Origin of the sequence: Streptomyces sp. CWNU-52B (assembly GCF_047444975.1) — a bacterium.
GTDB lineage: Bacteria > Actinomycetota > Actinomycetes > Streptomycetales > Streptomycetaceae > Streptomyces.
Map to the genome: position 1 here is coordinate 39,471 of NZ_JBLFJV010000002.1, position 17,339 is coordinate 56,809.

Below are 17,339 nucleotides of genomic sequence, written 5' to 3' on the forward strand. Positions count from 1 at the left end.
CAGCACCCTTTACGGTGGTGGAACCGGCCCATTCGCGTGAAATCCCACGGACCGGGGCATACGGACTACTTCCCCTCTCGATCATGTCGAGGACGACAAGCGTGGGAGGTACGCCCGTGAGCAACACCCTCTTCAGGACGAAGAAGATCGAGCAGTCCATCCAGGACACGGAGGAACCGGAGCACGCGCTCAAGAAATCCCTGTCCGCCCTGGACCTGACGGTCTTCGGGGTCGGGGTCATCATCGGCACCGGCATCTTCGTCCTCACCGGCACCGTCGCCAAGAACAACGCGGGGCCCGCCGTCGCCCTGGCCTTCGTCGTGGCCGGGATCGTCTGCGCGCTCGCCGCGCTCTGCTACGCCGAGTTCGCGTCCACCGTCCCGGTGGCCGGCTCCGCGTACACCTTCTCGTACGCCTCCCTCGGGGAGCTGCCCGCCTGGATCATCGGCTGGGACCTCGTGCTGGAGTTCGCGCTCGGCACCGCGGTGGTCGCGGTCGGCTGGTCCGGCTACCTCGCCTCACTCCTCGACAACGCGGGCTGGCACCTGCCGGCGGCGCTCAGCGGGCGGGAGGGGGCCGACGGCTTCGGCTTCGACATCCTCGCCGCCGCCCTGGTGCTGGTGCTCACCGGCATCCTCGTGCTGGGCATGAAGCTCTCCGCGCGTGTCACCTCGGTCGTCGTCGCCATCAAGGTGGTGGTCGTCCTGGTCGTGATCGTCGCCGGTGCCTTCTTCGTCAAGGGCTCCAACTACGACCCGTTCGTGCCGAAGGCGCAGGACGTGGAGGCGGGCGCCGGCATCCACTCCCCGCTCGTCCAGCTGATGTTCGGCTGGGCACCCTCCAACTTCGGCGTGATGGGCATCTTCACCGCCGCCTCCGTCGTCTTCTTCGCCTTCATCGGCTTCGACGTGGTGGCCACGGCCGCCGAGGAGACCAGGAACCCCCAGCGGGACATGCCCCGCGGCATCCTCGGCTCCCTGGTCATCTGCACCACGCTGTACGTCGCGGTGGCCATCGTGGTGACCGGTATGCAGCACTACAGCGAGCTCTCCGTGGACGCCCCGCTCGCCGACGCGTTCAAGGCCACCGGGCACCCCTGGTTCGCGGGGTTCATCAGCTTCGGCGCCGCCGTCGGCCTCACCACGGTCTGCATGATCCTGCTCCTCGGCCAGACCCGGGTCTTCTTCGCGATGAGCCGCGACGGACTGCTGCCGCGCTTCTTCTCGCACGTCCACCCGCGCTTCAGGACCCCGCACCGGCCGACCATCCTGCTCGGTGTGATCATCGCGATCCTCGCGGGCTTCACCAGCCTGAGCGAACTGGCCGAGCTGGTGAACATCGGCACGCTGTTCGCGTTCGTCGTCGTCGCGATCGGCGTGGTCATCCTGCGCCGCACCCGCCCGGAACTGCCCCGCGCCTTCCGCACCCCACTGGTGCCGCTCCTGCCGATCGTCTCCGTCCTCGCCTCGCTGTGGCTGATGCTGAACCTGCCCGCGGAGACCTGGCTGCGGTTCGGCATCTGGATGGCGCTCGGCTTCCTCGTGTACTTCGTGTACGGCCGCTCGCACAGCCGCCTCGGCCGGGACGAGAAGGCGGCCGCGGGCGAAACGCCCTAGCCGACGGACCCGCCTCCCCCGGCCGTCATGGGCGGACGGTCCGCGGGCCCGTGACCTCGGCGCCCAACTCCACGACCCTGCGCCGCAGTTCACGGTCCGCGGTGACCACGAGGCGGGCGCGGCCGGGGTGTTCGGCGGTCAGCTCCACGATGCGGTCGTCGCCGCTGCCGGCCGCCGCCTCGACCCGTACACCGGGGACGGACGTCACCCCACGGGCACCGCCCTCGACCACGAGGACCAGCTCCAGCGGACCCGGCAGACCGGGGAGCCCGTCCGCGGCGTACGGGACGAGCAGGTCCCGTACGCGTTCCGCGGCGCCCCGGCGGTCGCGCCACCAGCCGTCGGGCACCGACCCGACCACATTGGCCGCGTCGACGATCACAAGCGGGGGAGCGTCCATGAGGCCAGGGTCGCACGGAGGGCGATCACACGAGCCGATTAGAGTGGGGGAGTGTCAATGGTGCGCACACTCAACGGCAACTGGCTCATACGCGGCCGGGACGGCAGACTCAGTGCCTACGCTCCCCTGGAGGAAGCGGTGCGGTGCTGGGCCGAGCAGCATCCCGGCGGCCCCTGGACACCACCCCGCGCGGTCGGCGGCGACCAGCGCGTGAACCCCGTGCTCGCCGTGGGCCAGGGGACCGACTCCTACGCCCACCTCGTCTCCTGGCGCCCCACCGGAGTGGACGAGGCGGGGCTGGTCCACTCCACCCACTTCCGGCCGCATCTCGCCGCGCTCGACTGGAACCGGCTCGGGCACCCGAACGCCAAGGGGCCGCAGACCGGCGTACCGGCCGTCGCCGTGGACGCCGAGGGCCGCGCGCACGTCTTCGTACGCAACAAGGGCGGCGGGGTCAGCATGCGCGGCCAGAAGGAGCGCGGCGGCTGGGGCCCCTGGCGCGACCTCAAGGGCCGTGAGGTCACCGGCGAACTCGCCGCCGTGACCAGGGCGTCCGGACGCGTCGAACTGTACGCGGCCACGCCGGCCGGCATCCTGCGCTGGACCCAGGCCGGTCCGGGCCACATCCCCGCGCTCGACGACGAGCCGCTGAAGGTGGCGGTGCGGCCGGGGACCCTGCGGGCGCAGGTCACCTCCGACGAGCACGTGACGCTCTTCTTCACGGACGAGAAGGACACCGTGTGCGCCTGGCGGGCCGGCTCGGAGCCGGTGGAACTGCTCGGCTGCGCCGGGCCCGGGGCGGTGGCCACGATCCGCTGCACGCTCGACGACGTCGACTGCACGCTGCTCGCGCAGCGGTCCGCGAGCGGGCGGGTGGCCTTCGCGGCGTATCCCACCGAGCAGGAGTCGGCGGGGGCGTGGTGGACCGACTCGGGTCCGCAGCTGGCCGCTGACGCGGTGGTGTCGCTGGCGGAGGATGCGGAGGGGCGGGTGGTGGCGGCGAGCCTCTCCCCGACGACGGGAACCCTGCTCCTGACCCGCCGGAAGCCGGAGCCTGGCCTGGCCCTCGACGCCTGGCGAAGCATTTGATCCGCCCCCGCCGCCCCTTCCCGACCAGTCTCAGGGGCTCCGCCCCCGAACCCCCGTTGCGCAGTTCCCCGCGCCCTCAGGTACCTGGGGGCGCGGGGAACTGCGCAATCTCTTAGCGGGGGTCTGGGGGCGCAGCCCCCAGGGACGGGACGGGAAGGGGCGGCGGGGGCGAGGAAGCGCCTACGCGGGGACGCTCGCGACGCCCGGCGCCAGGAACGGCTTGCCGTTCACCCGCTGGGAGACACCCTCACGGTCCAGGTACGGGGTGACCCCACCCAGGTGGAACGGCCAGCCCGCGCCGGTGATCAGGCACAGGTCGATGTCCTGCGCCTCGGCGACGACACCCTCGTCGAGCATCAGCCCGATCTCCTGCGCGACAGCGTCCAGCACCCGGTCCCGCACCTGCTCCTCGGTCAGCACGGCATCGCCCTGCTTCAGGAGCGCCGCGACCTCGGGGTCCAGCTCCGGCTTCCCGGAGTCGTACACGTAGAAGCCGCGCTTGCCGGCCTGCACGACCGCCGCGAGGTTCGGGGAGACCGTGAAGCGGTCGGGGAACGCCCGGTTGAGCGTCTCGGAGACGTGCAGACCGATCGCGGGACCGACCAGCTCCAGCAGCACCAGCGGCGACATCGGCAGACCCAGCGGCTCGACCGCCTTCTCGGCGACCTCGACCGGCGTGCCCTCGTCGATGACGTTCTGGATCTCGCCCATGAAACGGGTGAGGATGCGGTTCACGACGAACGCCGGGGCGTCCTTCACCAGGACCGCGGTCTTCTTCAACTTCTTGGCGACGGCGAAGGCCGTGGCGAGGGACGCGTCGTCCGTCGTCTCGCCCCGCACGATCTCCAGGAGCGGCAGGATCGCGACCGGGTTGAAGAAGTGGAAGCCGACGACCCGCTCGGGGTTCTTCAGCTTCGACGCCATCTCCGTCACCGACAGCGAGGAGGTGTTGGTGGCGAGGATCGCGTGCGCCGGGGCGACCGCCTCGACCTCCGCGAACACCTGCTGCTTGACGCCGATCTCCTCGAAGACGGCCTCGATGATGAAGTCCGCGTCCGCGAAGCCCTCGGCCTTGTCCAGGACACCCGTGACCAGGGCCTTGAGGCGGTTGGCCTTGTCCTGGTTGATGCGGCCCTTGCCGAGCAGCTTGTCGATCTCGGCGTGGACGTAGCCCACACCCTTGTCGACCCGCTCCTGGTCGATGTCGGTCAGCACGACCGGCACCTCAAGGCGGCGCAGGAAGAGCAGGGCGAGCTGCGAGGCCATCAGACCGGCACCGACCACGCCCACCTTGGTGACCGGGCGGGCGAGGGACTTGTCCGGGGCGCCGAAGGGACGCTTGCCGCGCTTCTGCACCAGGTTGAACGCGTAGATGCCGGCGCGCAGTTCACCGCCCATGATCAGGTCGGCGAGCGCCTTGTCCTCGGCGTCGAAGCCCTGCTGCAGGTCGCCGTTCTTGGCGGCGGAGATGATGTCCAGCGCGCGGTACGCGGCCGGAGCCGCCCCGTGCACCTTGCTGTCCGCGAGGAAACGGCCCTTGGCGACGGCCTGGTCCCAGGCCTCGCCGCGGTCGATCGCCGGACGGTCGACGACGATCTCGCCCTTGAGGACGGACGCCGTCCAGATCAGCGACTGCTCCAGGAAGTCCGCGCCCTCGAACAGGGCGTCGGCGATGCCCAGCTCGTAGACCTGCACGCCCTTGAGCTGCTTGTTCTGGTTGAGCGAGTTCTCGATGATCACCGAGACGGCCTTGTCCGCGCCGATCAGGTTCGGCAGCAGGGTGCAGCCGCCCCAGCCGGGCACCAGGCCGAGGAAGACCTCGGGGAGCGAGAAGGCGGGCAGGGACGCCGAGACCGTGCGGTAGGTGCAGTGCAGACCGACCTCGACACCGCCGCCCATGGCCGCGCCGTTGTAGTACGTGAAGGTCGGCACGGCCAGTGCCGCGAGGCGCTTGAAGACCTCGTGGCCGCCCTTGCCGATGGCGAGCGCGTCCGGGTGCTCCTTCAGGAGCTCGACGCCCTTGAGGTCCGCGCCGACGGCGAAGATGAACGGCTTGCCGGTGACGCCGACACCGACGATCTCGCCGGCCGCCGCCTCCTTCTCGACCTGGTCGATCGCGACGGCGAGGTTCGCGAGGGAGGCCGGGCCGAAGGTGGTGGGCTTGGTGTGGTCGAAGCCGTTGTCGAGCGTGACGAGCGCGAAGCGCCCGGCGCCGAACGGCAGGTCGAGGTGGCGTACGTGCGCCGACGTCACGACCTCGTCGGGGAACAGCTCCGCTGCGCCCTTCAGGAGTTCAGTGGTGCTCACTTGTCGCCTCCGGCGTCCTTGTGGTGCGGGTTCTCCCAGATCACCGTGGCGCCCATGCCGAAGCCGACGCACATGGTGGTGAGGCCGTAACGGACCTCGGGCTGCTCCTCGAACTGGCGGGCCAGCTGGGTCATCAGCCGGACCCCGGAGGAGGCCAGCGGGTGGCCGTACGCGATGGCGCCGCCGTACTGGTTGACGCGCGTGTCGTCGTCGGCGATGCCGTAGTGCTCCAGGAACGCGAGGACCTGGACGGCGAAGGCCTCGTTGATCTCGAAGAGGTTGATGTCCTCGATCGACAGGCCCGCCTTGGCGAGGGCCTTCTCGGTGGCCGGGATCGGGCCGTAGCCCATGACCTCCGGCTCGACGCCGGCGAAGGCGTACGACACGAGCCGCATCCGGACCGGCAGGTCGTGCTCGCGGGCGAACTCCTCGGACGCGATGATCGAGGCGGTGGCGCCGTCGTTCAGACCGGCCGCGTTGCCGGCGGTGACCCGGCCGTGCACACGGAACGGGGTCTTGAGCCCGGCCAGGTTCTCCAGGGTGGTTCCCGGGCGCATCGGCTCGTCGGCGGTGACCAGGCCCCAGCCGGTCTCGCCGACCTCCGGGTTGGTGTTGCGCACCGAGATCGGCACCAGGTCCTGCTGGATCTTGCCGTTGGCGTACGCCTTGGCGGCCTTCTCCTGCGAGCGCACCGCGTACTCGTCGGCGCGCTGCTTGGTGATCGTCGGGTAGCGGTCGTGCAGGTTCTCCGCGGTCATGCCCATGAACAGGGCCGACTCGTCGACGAGCTTGTCGCTCACGAAGCGGGGGTTCGGGTCGACGCCCTCGCCCATGGGGTGGCGGCCCATGTGCTCGACACCACCCGCGATGACGGCGTCGTACGCGCCGAAGGCCACGGAACCGGCGGCGGTCGTCACGGCGGTCAGCGCGCCGGCGCACATGCGGTCGATCGAGTAGCCCGGCACGGACTGCGGCAGCCCGGCGAGGATGCCGGCCGTGCGGCCCAGCGTCAGGCCCTGGTCGCCGATCTGCGTGGTCGCGGCGATGGCGACCTCGTCGATCTTCTTCGGGTCGAGACCGGGGTTGCGGCGCAGCAGCTCCCGGATCGCCTTCACGACGAGATCGTCGGCACGGGTCTCGTGGTAGATGCCCTTCGGGCCCGCCTTGCCGAACGGGGTGCGGACGCCGTCGACGAAGACGACGTCCCTGACGGTACGAGGCACGATGGCTCTCCTCCAGATGCGGGATGGCACTGCGCGACACACACGCCCTGAGCGCGCGCTCACCTCCCATGCTACTTACGAGTAACCCCCATGCCCACCCCCACGGGCTGGAGCGGCGAAGGTCACACGACATTCCACGCCGCCGTGGACCGCCCGAGGCCGGGCGTAGCCGTGTGCGGGCCAGGCTACGATGAGGCGATGCCCGGCCCGATCGATGTGCGCACCGAGATCCGGGAGTTCCTGAGGTCACGTCGCTCCCGCATCACGCCCGACAAGGCGGGCCTGCCCACCTACGGCGGCAACCGCCGGGTCAAGGGTCTGCGCCGCGAGGAGGTGGCGCTGCTCGCGGGAGTGTCGGTCGACTACTACGTGCGGATCGAGCGCGGTGACCTGGGCGGTACCTCCGAGGGCGTGCTCGACGCGCTGGCCTCGGTCCTCCAGCTCGACGACGCGGAGCGCGACCACCTGTTCCACCTCGCGCGCCAGGCCGGGGCGCCCGGCGGCCGACGCCGCAGCGAGCCCGCTGCGACGGTGCGCCCGGCGCTGCGACAGGTGCTCGACGCCATCACCGACGCGCCGGCGTGGATCCGCAACGGCCGCCAGGACGTGCTCGCCATGAACCGACTCGGCCGCGCCCTGTACGCACCGGTGCTGGCGGACCCGAGACGCCCCGCCAACACCGCGCGGTTCGTCTATCTGAGTCCCGACGCGGCCAAGGCGTTCTTCGTCGACTACGACCAGGTCACGCGAAACGTGGCCGCGGTGCTGCGCATGGAGATCGGCCGCGATCCGCACGACGAGGAACTCGTCGCCCTTGTCGGCGAACTGTCGGCGGGCAGTGAGCTGTTCCGGCAGCAGTGGGCGTCTCAGGACGTGCGGCTGCACGGATACGGGAGCAAGCGAGTGAACCATCCGGTGGTGGGCCGGCTCGACCTGGATTTCGAGTCCCTGGATCTGCCCACCGATCCTGGCCTGCATGTGAATGTCTACACCGCACCCGCGGAGGGGCCGGCCGCCGACAATCTGGCGCTGTTGGCGTCATGGGCGGCCGGCGAGAATTCCATGCCGACCGAGCTTTCAGCACCGGGCGGATAGCCCGGTCCCCCTGCACCGCCGCTTTGAGGGAATTCGTGATCGCCCGGCCAGGGCCTGAGAGGGGTTCTCCCAGTACCTGTATCACCAGGGTCTCGCGGGTGTCCCGGAAGGCTGCCTAATCTCGGTACCGGCCCCCGGCCGAACGCGAATTCAGTGAGAACCGGACGACCGGTACCCCGGGGCATCTCTCATGCGAACGAGAAAGACGGCAAGTGGTGGACAAGCAATTCACAACGCACGCAGAACTCTTCGATCTACGGGGAAAGCGCGCGCTCGTCACCGGTGGCACCAGAGGCATCGGAATGATGATCGCGCGCGGCCTTCTCCAGGCGGGCGTCAGCGTGGTCATCAGTTCGCGCAACGCGGAAGCGTGCGCTCAGGCGCAGGAACAGCTGTCCGTGTTCGGTGAGGTGCGGGCCGTTCCCGCCGACCTGTCGCGCCACGACGAGTGCCGGCGGCTGTCCGACCTCGTCACCGCCGACTCGGAGCGTCTCGACATCCTCGTCAACAACGCGGGCGCCATGTGGGACGAGCCGCTGGCGACGTTCCCGGACGCGGCCTGGGACACGGTCGTCGACCTCAACCTGAAGTCGCCGTTCTGGCTGGTCCAGGAGTTGCTGCCCGCACTTCGCAAGGCGGGCACCGCCGACGATCCCGCGCGGGTCATCAACATCGGCAGCATCGCCGCCATCCACATCCCCCAGCGGCCCAACTACTCGTACTCCAGCAGCAAGGCCGCACTGCATCAACTCACCAGAGTGCTCGCCAGGGAACTGGGACCGCAGCACGTCACCGTGAACGCCGTGGCGCCGGGACCGTTCCCGTCGGCGATGATGGCCGCGACCCTCGACGAGCTGGGCGAGGCGATCGCGGCGGCGGCCCCGCTGCGCCGGATCGGCCGCGACGACGACATGGCGGGCGTGGCCGTGTTCCTCGCCAGCCGGGCAGGCGCGTATCTGACGGGCGCCGTGATCCCCGTCGACGGCGGCATCGCCACCACCGCGTAGGCCGCCCAGGCCGCCTGGGCGAGGACATCGCCGACGCCGGCGAACCGTCTCCAGGCGACGCTCCGGACCCCGCGCCCGAGCGCGGCCCGATACCGCACCGCCTCGGTGACGGACGGCATTGGCGTCGTCCGTCCGCACCGACGTGAGCCCGCCGGTGAGCGACGGATGCCCGACGGCCACCACGGGCATGCCCAGCCGCTGGAGCCCGACCTTCTCCTCCACCGTGCGCACCGGCCGCAGCACCCGCGGGCTTTCGGACGCGTGGGCTCGTAGACCTGCGGCCTCGCGGACCTATGGCCTGAATTCGACGGCAGGACCCGGACGAAGACCCGCCCGCCCGCCGGATTTCCGGCGGGCGGGGCTCAGTCCGTGGTCCTGGGCTTGGCCTGCGCGGTCAGCGCGGTGACGAGCACGGGCGTGACCTGCTCGACCTGCCAGGCCCGAGCCCCGTACCCGGTGAGCGCGGCCGCGACGGACGCCTCGTCCCGCGCGCCCGGCGGCTCCCAGCAGACCCGCCGGACCGTGTCCGGAGTGATCAGGTTCTCCTGCGGCATGTTGAGGGTCTCCGCCAGCGCGGAGACGGCGGCCCGCGCCGCGGACAGCCGGGCCGCGGCCGTCGGGTCCTTCTCCGCCCAGGCGCGCGGCGGAGGCGGACCCGTCACCGGCTGGCCCGGCTGCGGCAGTTCGGCGTCCGGCAGCTCCTTCGCCCGGTCGACGGCCGCCTGCCACTGGTCCAGCTGGCGCCGGCCCATCCGGTGCCCGAAGCCGTTCAGCGCGGCGAGTGCGTGCACATTGGCCGGCACGGCCAGCGCGGCCTCGACGATCGCGCCGTCACCGAGGACCTTGCCCGGCGAGATGTCCCTGCGCTGCGCCACCCGGTCCCGGGTCTCCCACAGCTCCCGTACGACGGCCATCTGCCGGCGGCGGCGCACCTTGTGCATGCCCGAGGTACGGCGCCACGGGTCCTTGCGGGGCTCGGGCGGGGGCGCCGAGGCGATGGCGTCGAACTCCTGGCGGGCCCAGTCCAGCTTGCCCTGCCGGTCGAGCTCCTTCTCCAGCGCGTCCCGCAGGTCGACGAGCAGCTCCACGTCGAGCGCCGCGTAGCGCAGCCACGGCTCGGGCAGCGGACGGGTCGACCAGTCGACGGCGGAGTGCCCCTTCTCCAGTACGAAGCCCAGGACGCCCTCGACCATCGCGCCGAGGCCGACCCGCGGGAACCCGGCGAGCCGGCCGGCCAGCTCGGTGTCGAACAGCCGGGTGGGGACCATACCTATCTCGCGCAGACACGGCAGGTCCTGGGTGGCCGCGTGCAGCACCCACTCCACTCCGGAGAGCGCCTCGCCCAGGCCCGACAGGTCGGGACAGGCGACGGGGTCGACGAGCGCGCTGCCCGCGCCCTCGCGGCGCAGCTGCACCAGATACGCGCGCTGGCCGTAGCGGTAGCCGGACGCCCGCTCGGCGTCCACGGCGACGGGGCCGCTGCCGGCGGCGAACGCGGCGATCATCTCGGCGAGCGCGTCGTCGTCGGTGATCACCGGCGGAATTCCGTCGCGGGGCTCCAACAAAGGGATCGGCGCCGGTTCGACGTCGGCCGGAGGAGCGCCTCCGGTGGTTCGCAGTGAACTGTCTGCTGCGGTCTCTTGGGCGTCGGTCACCTGTCAAGGGTATCTGTGTATGGCAGACGCCCGTCGACGTAACGTTCCGTCGACGGGCGTCCGGGGGGCGTAAACCAGTCAGGTCGGTGGTTCGCGGTCGGTGGGCGGGTCGGTGATCAGTGGATGATTCCCGTGCGCAGGGCCACCGCCACCATGCCGGCGCGGTCGCCCGTGCCGAGCTTGCGGGCGATCCGGGCGAGGTGGCTCTTGACGGTCAGCGCGGACAGGCCCATCGAGACGCCGATGGCCTTGTTCGACTGGCCCTCCGCCACCAGCCGGAGCACCTCGACCTCACGGCCGGACAGCTCGCGGTAGCCGCCGGGGTGGCTCGGGGAACCCGGGGGACGGCGGTGCATACGGGCGGCGGCCGAGCCGATGGGGGCGACACCCGGGCGGGTGGGGAGCCCGACGTTCGTACGGGTGCCGGTGACGACGTAGCCCTTGACGCCGCCCGCGAGGGCGTTGCGCACGGCGCCGATGTCGTCGGCGGCGGACAGGGCCAGGCCGTTCGGCCAGCCCGCGGCTCGGGTTTCGGACAGGAGCGTGAGGCCGGAGCCGTCGGGGAGATGGACGTCTGCGACACAGATGTCGCGGGGGGTGCCGATGCGGGGACGAGCCTCCGCGACGGACGAGGCCTCGATCACGTCGCGAACACCGAGCGCCCACAGGTGGCGGGTGACGGTGGAGCGCACGCGGGGGTCGGCCACGACCACCATCGCGGTGGGCTTGTTCGGGCGGTAGGCGACCAGGCTTGCGGGCTGCTCGAGGAGAACGGACACCAGGCCTCCTGGGGTGCGGGACGGGGGACCGGCTGTGGGGATGAAGCCGGGACGAACCGTGCTTTCAAGGTCACAGAGGTCTTCGGCAGCAAACCCGTCCGCCTTTAGAGAATGATCACGATGTGGTGAGTAATAATGCGTCAAATTCGGACGCACGATCGATCATCCGAAGATCGAAACGAGTTCGCTCCGCTTCGATACGCGGCCGAAAGTGGTCGTATCGATAAAAGGGCAAACGTGTTTTCGTGCAGGCCGCGACCGGTCCGGGACCGGGTCGGAACCGGTTCGGGGGTGCGCCGAAGGGCTCTGCACGACGAAAAGCCGCGCCCCACGAGGGGGCGCGGCTTCGGAGCGGACCTGGGGCCCTGGCGGGGCCTAGCGGGTCTGTGGGCCTCGGCGCTGGGGGAGGGTGACGACCGACGCGTCGCCGGGGGCCGCCGGAGGGAGGCCCGCGAGCTGGGCGAGGAGATCGCACCAGGAAGCCAGATGGGAAGCGGTGTCGGGGACACCGCCCAGGCCTTCGCGCGGGGTCCAGGAGGCGCGGATCTCGATCTGGGACGCCGAGGGGCGCTGCGAGAGACCGCCGAAGTAGTGCGAACTGGCCCGGGTGACCGTGCCGCTGGGCTCGCCGTACGAGAGGCCGCGGGACTGGAGCGCGCCCGTCAGCCAGGACCAGCAGACCTCGGGCAGCAGCGGGTCCGCGGCCATCTCCGGCTCCAGCTCCGCGCGGACCAGCGTCACCATGCGGAACGAGCCCTGCCAGGCGTCGTGCCCGGCCGGGTCGTGCAGCAGGATGAGGCGGCCGTCCGCCAGATCCTCGTCACCGTCGACGACGGCGGCCTCCAGCGCGTACGCGAACGGAGCGAGCCGTCGTGGGGCCTTCGTCGGATCGATCTCGATCTGCGGTCGCAGCCGCGCGGCCCTCAACGCATCGACGGCGGCTCGAAAAGGCAGCGGAGCCGCCTCCATCGCATCCCGTTCCGCCTCCTTGGAGTCGTCCATTCCGCCAGCGCCGTCCGACAGTCGTCCTTGAGCCGCAGCCATGCGGGGAAGGTTAAGGGGAACGGAGCCTTCGTGCAGGGACAGACACCCGTGCGCCGGACCACTGTCCGGATCCCGTTGCCGAGAAGCACCCCTGAAAAGGCCGATTCGCGGAGTTAACGGGCCGGGCTCCGGGGGGTACGGCCTCGTCTCGGCCCCGGGCTCCGGGTGCCCGCGGACCGTGGGAGACTTTTGCCGTGAGTGCCATCGACCGCCCCAAGGGCCAGCAGCCGACCGCGACCTACGACTCCGCCTTCCTCAAGGCGTGCAGGCGTGAACCCGTGCCGCACACGCCCGTGTGGTTCATGCGGCAGGCGGGGCGCTCGCTGCCCGAGTACCTGAAGGTGCGCGAGGGCATCCCCATGCTGGAGTCCTGCACGCGGCCCGAGCTGGTCGCCGAGATCACCCTCCAGCCGGTCCGCCGGCACCAGGTGGACGCGGCGGTCTACTACAGCGACATCGTCGTACCGCTGAAGGCCATCGGTGTCGACCTGGACATCAAGCCCGGTGTGGGCCCCGTCGTCGAGAAGCCGATCCGCACCCGTGCCGACCTCGACCAGCTGCGTGATCTGACGCCGGACGACGTCTCGTACGTCACCGAGGCGATCGGCCTGCTCACCCGTGAGCTCGGTCCGACGCCGCTCATCGGCTTCGCGGGCGCGCCGTTCACCCTCGCGAGCTACCTCGTCGAGGGCGGGCCGTCCCGCAACCACGAGCACACCAAGTCCCTGATGTACGGCGACCCGCAGCTCTGGGCCGACCTGCTGGACCGGCTCGCCGACATCACGGCCGCCTTCCTGAAGGTGCAGATCGAGGCCGGCGCCTCCGCCGTCCAGCTCTTCGACTCCTGGGTCGGCGCCCTGGCCCCGGCCGACTACCGGCGCTCGGTGATGCCCGCCTCCGCGAAGGTCTTCCGGGCCGTCGAGGAGTACGGGGTTCCGCGCATCCACTTCGGGGTCGGCACCGGTGAGCTGCTCGGCCTCATGGGCGAGGCCGGCGCGGATGTCGTCGGCGTCGACTGGCGTGTGCCGCTCGACGAGGCCGCACGGCGCGTCGGGCCAGGAAGGGCGCTCCAGGGGAACCTGGACCCCGCTGTCCTCTTCGCCCCGACCGAGGTCGTGGAGGAGAAGACGCAGGAAGTCCTCGACGCCGCCTCCGGACTCGAAGGGCATGTGTTCAACCTCGGGCACGGGGTGCTGCCGACGATGAGCCCGGACGCGCTGACCCGGCTGGTGGACTTCGTCCACACCCGTACGGCGCGCTGACGCTCCACTGAGGGCCGGCGGGTGCTTCGGGCGCCTACCAGCGAGGGCGTGCGCGTCTGCCCCACAGGAGGCCGCGGGGCTCCGGTGGGGGCGGGGTGCCCCGGCGCAGCGGCCAGGCCAGCAGCATGCCGGTCAGGAAGCCGACCACATGGGCGACGTACGCGACGGTGCCGGCCGCCGAGACGCCCGTGCCGGACGAGTACACCGCCTGGAGGCCGAACCAGAAGCCCAGCACGATCCAGGCGGGCAGCCGCAGCGGCAGGAAGATCAGGAACGGCACCAGGACCCAGACCCTGGCCCTCGGATAGAGCACCAGATACGCGCCGAGCACCCCGGCGATCGCGCCCGACGCGCCGATCAGCGGGTCCCCGGAGCCGGCGTTGACGAGGGCGAAGCCGTACGCCGCCGCGTAGCCGCAGGCCACGTAGAACAGCGCGTAGCGGACGTGGCCCAGGCGGTCCTCGATGTTGTTGCCGAAGATCATCAGGAACAGCATGTTGCCGAGCAGGTGCACCCAGCCGCCGTGCAGGAACATCGACGTCAGGACCGACAGCGGGGGCGACTTGTCGTAGCCGGGCGGGCCGACGACACAGCCGGGACCGCCGGGGCCCACCCCCACGGCCCCGGTGGGGACGGCCGTCGGGGTCTGCCCGTGGATCAGCTCCCGCGGCACCGCCGCCCAGTGGTCAAGGAACGCCTGCAGATGGCACAGCTGCGCCGCACCGCTCTCGCCGGTGAGTGAACTTGCCACCCCCGGAGTGGCCAGGAACACCACGAAGTTGACGGCGATCAGCACGTACGTCACATACGGCGTACGGCGGGCCGGGTTCACGTCATGGACGGGTATGACCACGAGGAAATCCTGCCCCGGTTCGGCGAGTCTGAACGGCGACCCGGCCGTCTGCGTATGTTTCGGCAACGCCCGTGATCCCAGCAAGACGTGAGGAACAGGTCATGAACGACCGAGTCACTCAGCCGTTGATCGCCACGCAGGACGGCGAGGCGGAGCTCGCCGTGGTACTCAGGCTGTCCTGGGAGGACGTGGCCGCGCTCGGCCAGGAGGCCGGCCGGCTGGCCGCGAGCATGCAGCGCCCCGTGACGCTGGACGAGGCCGTGAGCCATCGGCTGCGGGGGAGGCAGGGCGGGTCGCACGCGCGGTCGTCGGCTGCCGCCTCGGCCATGCCGGCGGCCGTGCCGCCCACGCCGTCCGCGCCCGCGGTGGGTGGGCCGCCGACCGTGTCCTCGGTGTCCGGTGTCTCGTCGTTGGGGCGGTCGCCGGGGGAGCAGGCCCGGCAGGCCATAGAGAAGATCAACGGGAACGGGGTGAGCGGGGCGAACGGGATGAGCGGGGCTGTGCAGGGGGCTTGAGGCCTCGTGTTCGGCTGACCGCCGGTGGGGGGCGCGCAGTTCCCCGCGCCCCTTACGGGGGCGCCTACGGGGTGGGCTTTCTGATCGCTGTCACCGCCTTGCGGGCCGCCACCAGGACGGGGTCCCAGACCGGGGAGAACGGTGGGGCGTAGCCGAGGTCCAGGGCCGTCATCTGTTCCACCGTCATGCCCGCGGTGAGCGCCACCGCGGCGATGTCCACGCGCTTGCCGGCACCCTCCCGGCCGACGATCTGGACGCCCAGGAGACGGCCCGTGCGCAGCTCGGCGAGCATCTTCACCGTCATGAGGCCGGCGTTCGGGTAGTACCCCGCCCGGCTCGTCGACTCGATGGTGACCGCCTCGAACCGCAGGCCCGCCCGCCGCGCGTCCTTCTCCCGCAGCCCGGTACGCGCGATCTCCAGGTCGCAGACCTTGCTCACCGCCGTGCCGACGACACCGGGGAACGTGGCGTAGCCGCCGCCGGCGTTCGAGCCGATCACCTGGCCGTGCTTGTTGGCGTGGGTGCCCAGCGCGATGTGCCGTTCGCGGCCCGAGACCAGGTCGAGGACCTCCACACAGTCGCCGCCCGCCCAGATGTTGTCGTGGCCGCGCACCCGCATGGCGAGGTCCGTCAGCAGCCCCTCGTGGTCGCCGAGCGGCAGCCCCGCGGCCTCGGCGAGCGTGGTCTCCGGCCGGACGCCGATGCCGAGGACCACCACGTCCGCCGGGTACTCGCGGTCCTGGGTGGCGACCGCGCGGACCCGCCCGTCCTGACCGGTGAGGATCTTGGTGACCTCGGCGTCGTTCACCATCGTGATGCCGAGCCCCTCCATCGCCTCGTGCACCAGACGGCCCATGTCGGGGTCGAGCGTCGACATCGGCTCCCGGCCGCGGTTGACGACCGTCACCTCGTACCCGCGGTTGATCAGCGCCTCGGCCATCTCCACGCCGATGTAACCCGCGCCGATCACCACCGCGCGCCTGCCCTCCGTACGGCTCAGCGTGTCGATGAGGGCCTGCCCGTCGTCGAGGGTCTGCACGCCGTGCACCCCGGGCGCGTCGATCCCGGCCAGCGGCGGCCGCACCGGACGGGCACCCGTCGCGATCACGAGCTTGTCGTACGACGTCCAGGACTCGGCTCCCGACTCCAGGTCGCGTGAGCGCACCCGGCCGCCGGAGACGTCGAGTTCCGTGACCTCCGTACGCATCCGCAGGTCGATGCCGCGTTCCCGGTGCTCCTCGGGCGACCGCGCGATCAGCTGATCCCGCTCCGCGACCTCACCGCCCACCCAGTACGGGATGCCGCACGCCGAGAAGGAGCTGAAGTGGCCCCGCTCGAAGGCGATGATCTCCAGCTCGTCGGGGCCCTTCAGCCGGCGGGCCTGGGACGCGGCGGACATGCCTGCCGCGTCCCCGCCGACGACCACCAGACGCTCTTTCGCACGGTTCTCGCCGCTCACACTCATGCTCATGACGAACACGCTACGGGCGCCGCGCGTTTCGGTCCCGTCCGGGCACGCTCAGTTCTGGCCGTTCCCGGCCGGTCCGTCCCCGCCGACCTGGCTGCCGGGCTGCGTGCGGACCGGCATCCTGCCGCGCAGGACACGCACCCAGAGGAACAGCAGCAGCGCCGCGCCCACCAGGAACGGCAGCACCGCGCCCAGCGCCAGCGCGATCCAGCGGAACATGGTGACGAACGCGTCCCAGCCGCCCCCGAGCGCGTCCGCGAACCCGGGGTCGTCGTCCTTCGCGGCCTTCTTCACCGGCGTCTCGGACAGCGACAGCGTGATCGTGGCCAGACTCGTACGGTCCTTGAGGGAGGCCTGCTGGGCCAGCAGCGACTCCAGGTCGGCCTGGCGCGTGGTCAGCTCACCCTCCAGGGCGACCACTTCGCTCAGCTTGGCGGCACGGTCCATCAGCTCGCGGATCCGGGCCACGCTGGCGCGCTGGGTCGTGACGCGGCTCGCGACGTCGACGACCTCCTCGGTGACGTCCTCCGCCTTCGCCCTGCGGTCGACGAGCCTGCCCGAGCCCGCCAGCTCGTCGAGGACGTCCTCGTACGCGTCCGCGGGCACCCGCAGGACGACACGGGAGCGCTCGTGGCCCTCGGAGTCACGGTCCGTCGTCTCGTCGCCGACCAGGCCGCCCGCGTTCTCGACCACGGTGCGGGCCTCGGCGAGGGACTTCGGCACGTCCTTGACCCGCACGGTCAGGGACGCGGTGCGGACGATGTGGGTGGTCGGCCGGGTCGGCGCGGCGGCCTGATCCCCGTCGGCGTTCCCGTCGGCGGCGCCCGCGCCGGTGCGGGCGGCGCCCGCACCCCCCTCCTGGGCTCCCGGGGCGGCGGCCTTGTCGCCTGCCGAGTCGGAGCCGCCGTCCGCGGCGGTGCACCCCGTGAGGGCGAGGGCGCCGGCGAGCAGCAGTGCCGAGAGGACCTGTACAGGTCGTGCGGTTCGATACATGGCGGTGTTCCCCCGAGGGTGTCGTGACGGCTG

Annotated in this window: 15 protein-coding genes; 6 read left to right on the forward strand and 9 right to left on the reverse strand. The window is 71.3% G+C overall.

All coding sequences use genetic code 11. The features are described 5' to 3' along the window. Window positions 1-116 precede the first annotated feature (116 nt). Window positions 117-1,616, forward strand: a complete 1,500-nt coding sequence (locus ACLVWQ_RS01405; RefSeq protein ID WP_414106206.1) for an amino acid permease — start codon at window positions 117-119, stop codon at window positions 1,614-1,616. 25 nt (window positions 1,617-1,641) lie between these two features. Here the strand turns inward: ACLVWQ_RS01405 and ACLVWQ_RS01410 are convergent, their stop codons facing one another. Further along, entirely contained in the window at window positions 1,642-2,016 is a 375-nt protein-coding gene (locus tag ACLVWQ_RS01410) for an NTP pyrophosphohydrolase (RefSeq protein ID WP_414106207.1), read from the reverse strand. A gap of 57 nt (window positions 2,017-2,073) precedes the next feature. Between ACLVWQ_RS01410 and ACLVWQ_RS01415 the strand changes: the two genes are divergently transcribed. Then, entirely contained in the window at window positions 2,074-3,105 is a 1,032-nt protein-coding gene (locus ACLVWQ_RS01415; RefSeq protein ID WP_414106208.1) for a hypothetical protein, read from the forward strand. A gap of 180 nt (window positions 3,106-3,285) precedes the next feature. Here the strand turns inward: ACLVWQ_RS01415 and ACLVWQ_RS01420 are convergent, their stop codons facing one another. Continuing rightward, window positions 3,286-5,412, reverse strand: a complete 2,127-nt coding sequence (locus tag ACLVWQ_RS01420) for a 3-hydroxyacyl-CoA dehydrogenase NAD-binding domain-containing protein (RefSeq protein ID WP_414106209.1) — start codon at window positions 5,410-5,412, stop codon at window positions 3,286-3,288. Then, entirely contained in the window at window positions 5,409-6,635 is a 1,227-nt protein-coding gene (locus tag ACLVWQ_RS01425; protein ID WP_414106210.1) for a thiolase family protein, read from the reverse strand. Before ACLVWQ_RS01425 ends, ACLVWQ_RS01420 begins: the two co-directional genes overlap by 4 nt. 198 nt (window positions 6,636-6,833) lie before the next feature. Between ACLVWQ_RS01425 and ACLVWQ_RS01430 the strand changes: the two genes are divergently transcribed. Both ACLVWQ_RS01430 and ACLVWQ_RS01435 read left to right on the forward strand, forming a co-directional pair. After that, window positions 6,834-7,730: a helix-turn-helix transcriptional regulator gene (locus ACLVWQ_RS01430; protein WP_414106211.1), complete on the forward strand. Its 897-nt coding sequence runs from the start codon at window positions 6,834-6,836 to the stop codon at window positions 7,728-7,730. A gap of 212 nt (window positions 7,731-7,942) precedes the next feature. Continuing rightward, the gene (locus tag ACLVWQ_RS01435; RefSeq protein ID WP_414106212.1) at window positions 7,943-8,737 is read left to right on the forward strand and encodes an SDR family oxidoreductase; all 795 of its coding nucleotides are present in this window, start codon (window positions 7,943-7,945) and stop codon (window positions 8,735-8,737) included. 362 nt (window positions 8,738-9,099) lie between these two features. On the opposite strand, the gene ACLVWQ_RS01440 is transcribed toward ACLVWQ_RS01435, so the two are convergent. From ACLVWQ_RS01440 to ACLVWQ_RS01450, 3 genes are all read right to left on the reverse strand, one after another. After that, on the reverse strand, window positions 9,100-10,392 hold the full coding sequence (locus tag ACLVWQ_RS01440) for an HRDC domain-containing protein (protein WP_414106213.1): 1,293 nt from the start codon (window positions 10,390-10,392) through the stop codon (window positions 9,100-9,102). 116 nt (window positions 10,393-10,508) lie between these two features. Then, entirely contained in the window at window positions 10,509-11,171 is a 663-nt protein-coding gene (locus ACLVWQ_RS01445; protein WP_414106214.1) for a LuxR C-terminal-related transcriptional regulator, read from the reverse strand. 375 nt (window positions 11,172-11,546) lie between these two features. Continuing rightward, complete coding sequence (locus tag ACLVWQ_RS01450) at window positions 11,547-12,215, reverse strand: DUF3000 domain-containing protein (RefSeq protein WP_414106216.1); 669 nt, start codon at window positions 12,213-12,215, stop codon at window positions 11,547-11,549. A 194-nt stretch (window positions 12,216-12,409) separates the two neighbouring features. Between ACLVWQ_RS01450 and hemE the strand changes: the two genes are divergently transcribed. Continuing rightward, entirely contained in the window at window positions 12,410-13,477 is a 1,068-nt protein-coding gene (gene hemE / locus ACLVWQ_RS01455; RefSeq protein ID WP_414106217.1) for a uroporphyrinogen decarboxylase, read from the forward strand. Window positions 13,478-13,511: 34 nt separating this feature from the next. Here the strand turns inward: hemE and ACLVWQ_RS01460 are convergent, their stop codons facing one another. After that, window positions 13,512-14,330, reverse strand: a complete 819-nt coding sequence (locus tag ACLVWQ_RS01460) for a rhomboid family intramembrane serine protease (RefSeq protein WP_414106218.1) — start codon at window positions 14,328-14,330, stop codon at window positions 13,512-13,514. Between the two features lie 101 nt (window positions 14,331-14,431). Here ACLVWQ_RS01460 and ACLVWQ_RS01465 point away from each other — a divergent pair, with 101 nt between their 5' ends. After that, window positions 14,432-14,845, forward strand: coding sequence for a hypothetical protein (locus tag ACLVWQ_RS01465; RefSeq protein ID WP_414106219.1), 414 nt, complete (start codon window positions 14,432-14,434; stop codon window positions 14,843-14,845). 64 nt (window positions 14,846-14,909) lie between these two features. Here ACLVWQ_RS01465 and ACLVWQ_RS01470 read toward each other — a convergent pair whose 3' ends face one another. Continuing rightward, on the reverse strand, window positions 14,910-16,316 hold the full coding sequence (locus ACLVWQ_RS01470; protein WP_414106220.1) for an FAD-dependent oxidoreductase: 1,407 nt from the start codon (window positions 16,314-16,316) through the stop codon (window positions 14,910-14,912). 48 nt (window positions 16,317-16,364) lie between these two features. Further along, window positions 16,365-17,306, reverse strand: a complete 942-nt coding sequence (locus ACLVWQ_RS01475) for a DUF4349 domain-containing protein (protein WP_414106221.1) — start codon at window positions 17,304-17,306, stop codon at window positions 16,365-16,367. Between the last annotated feature and the right edge of the window lie 33 nt (window positions 17,307-17,339).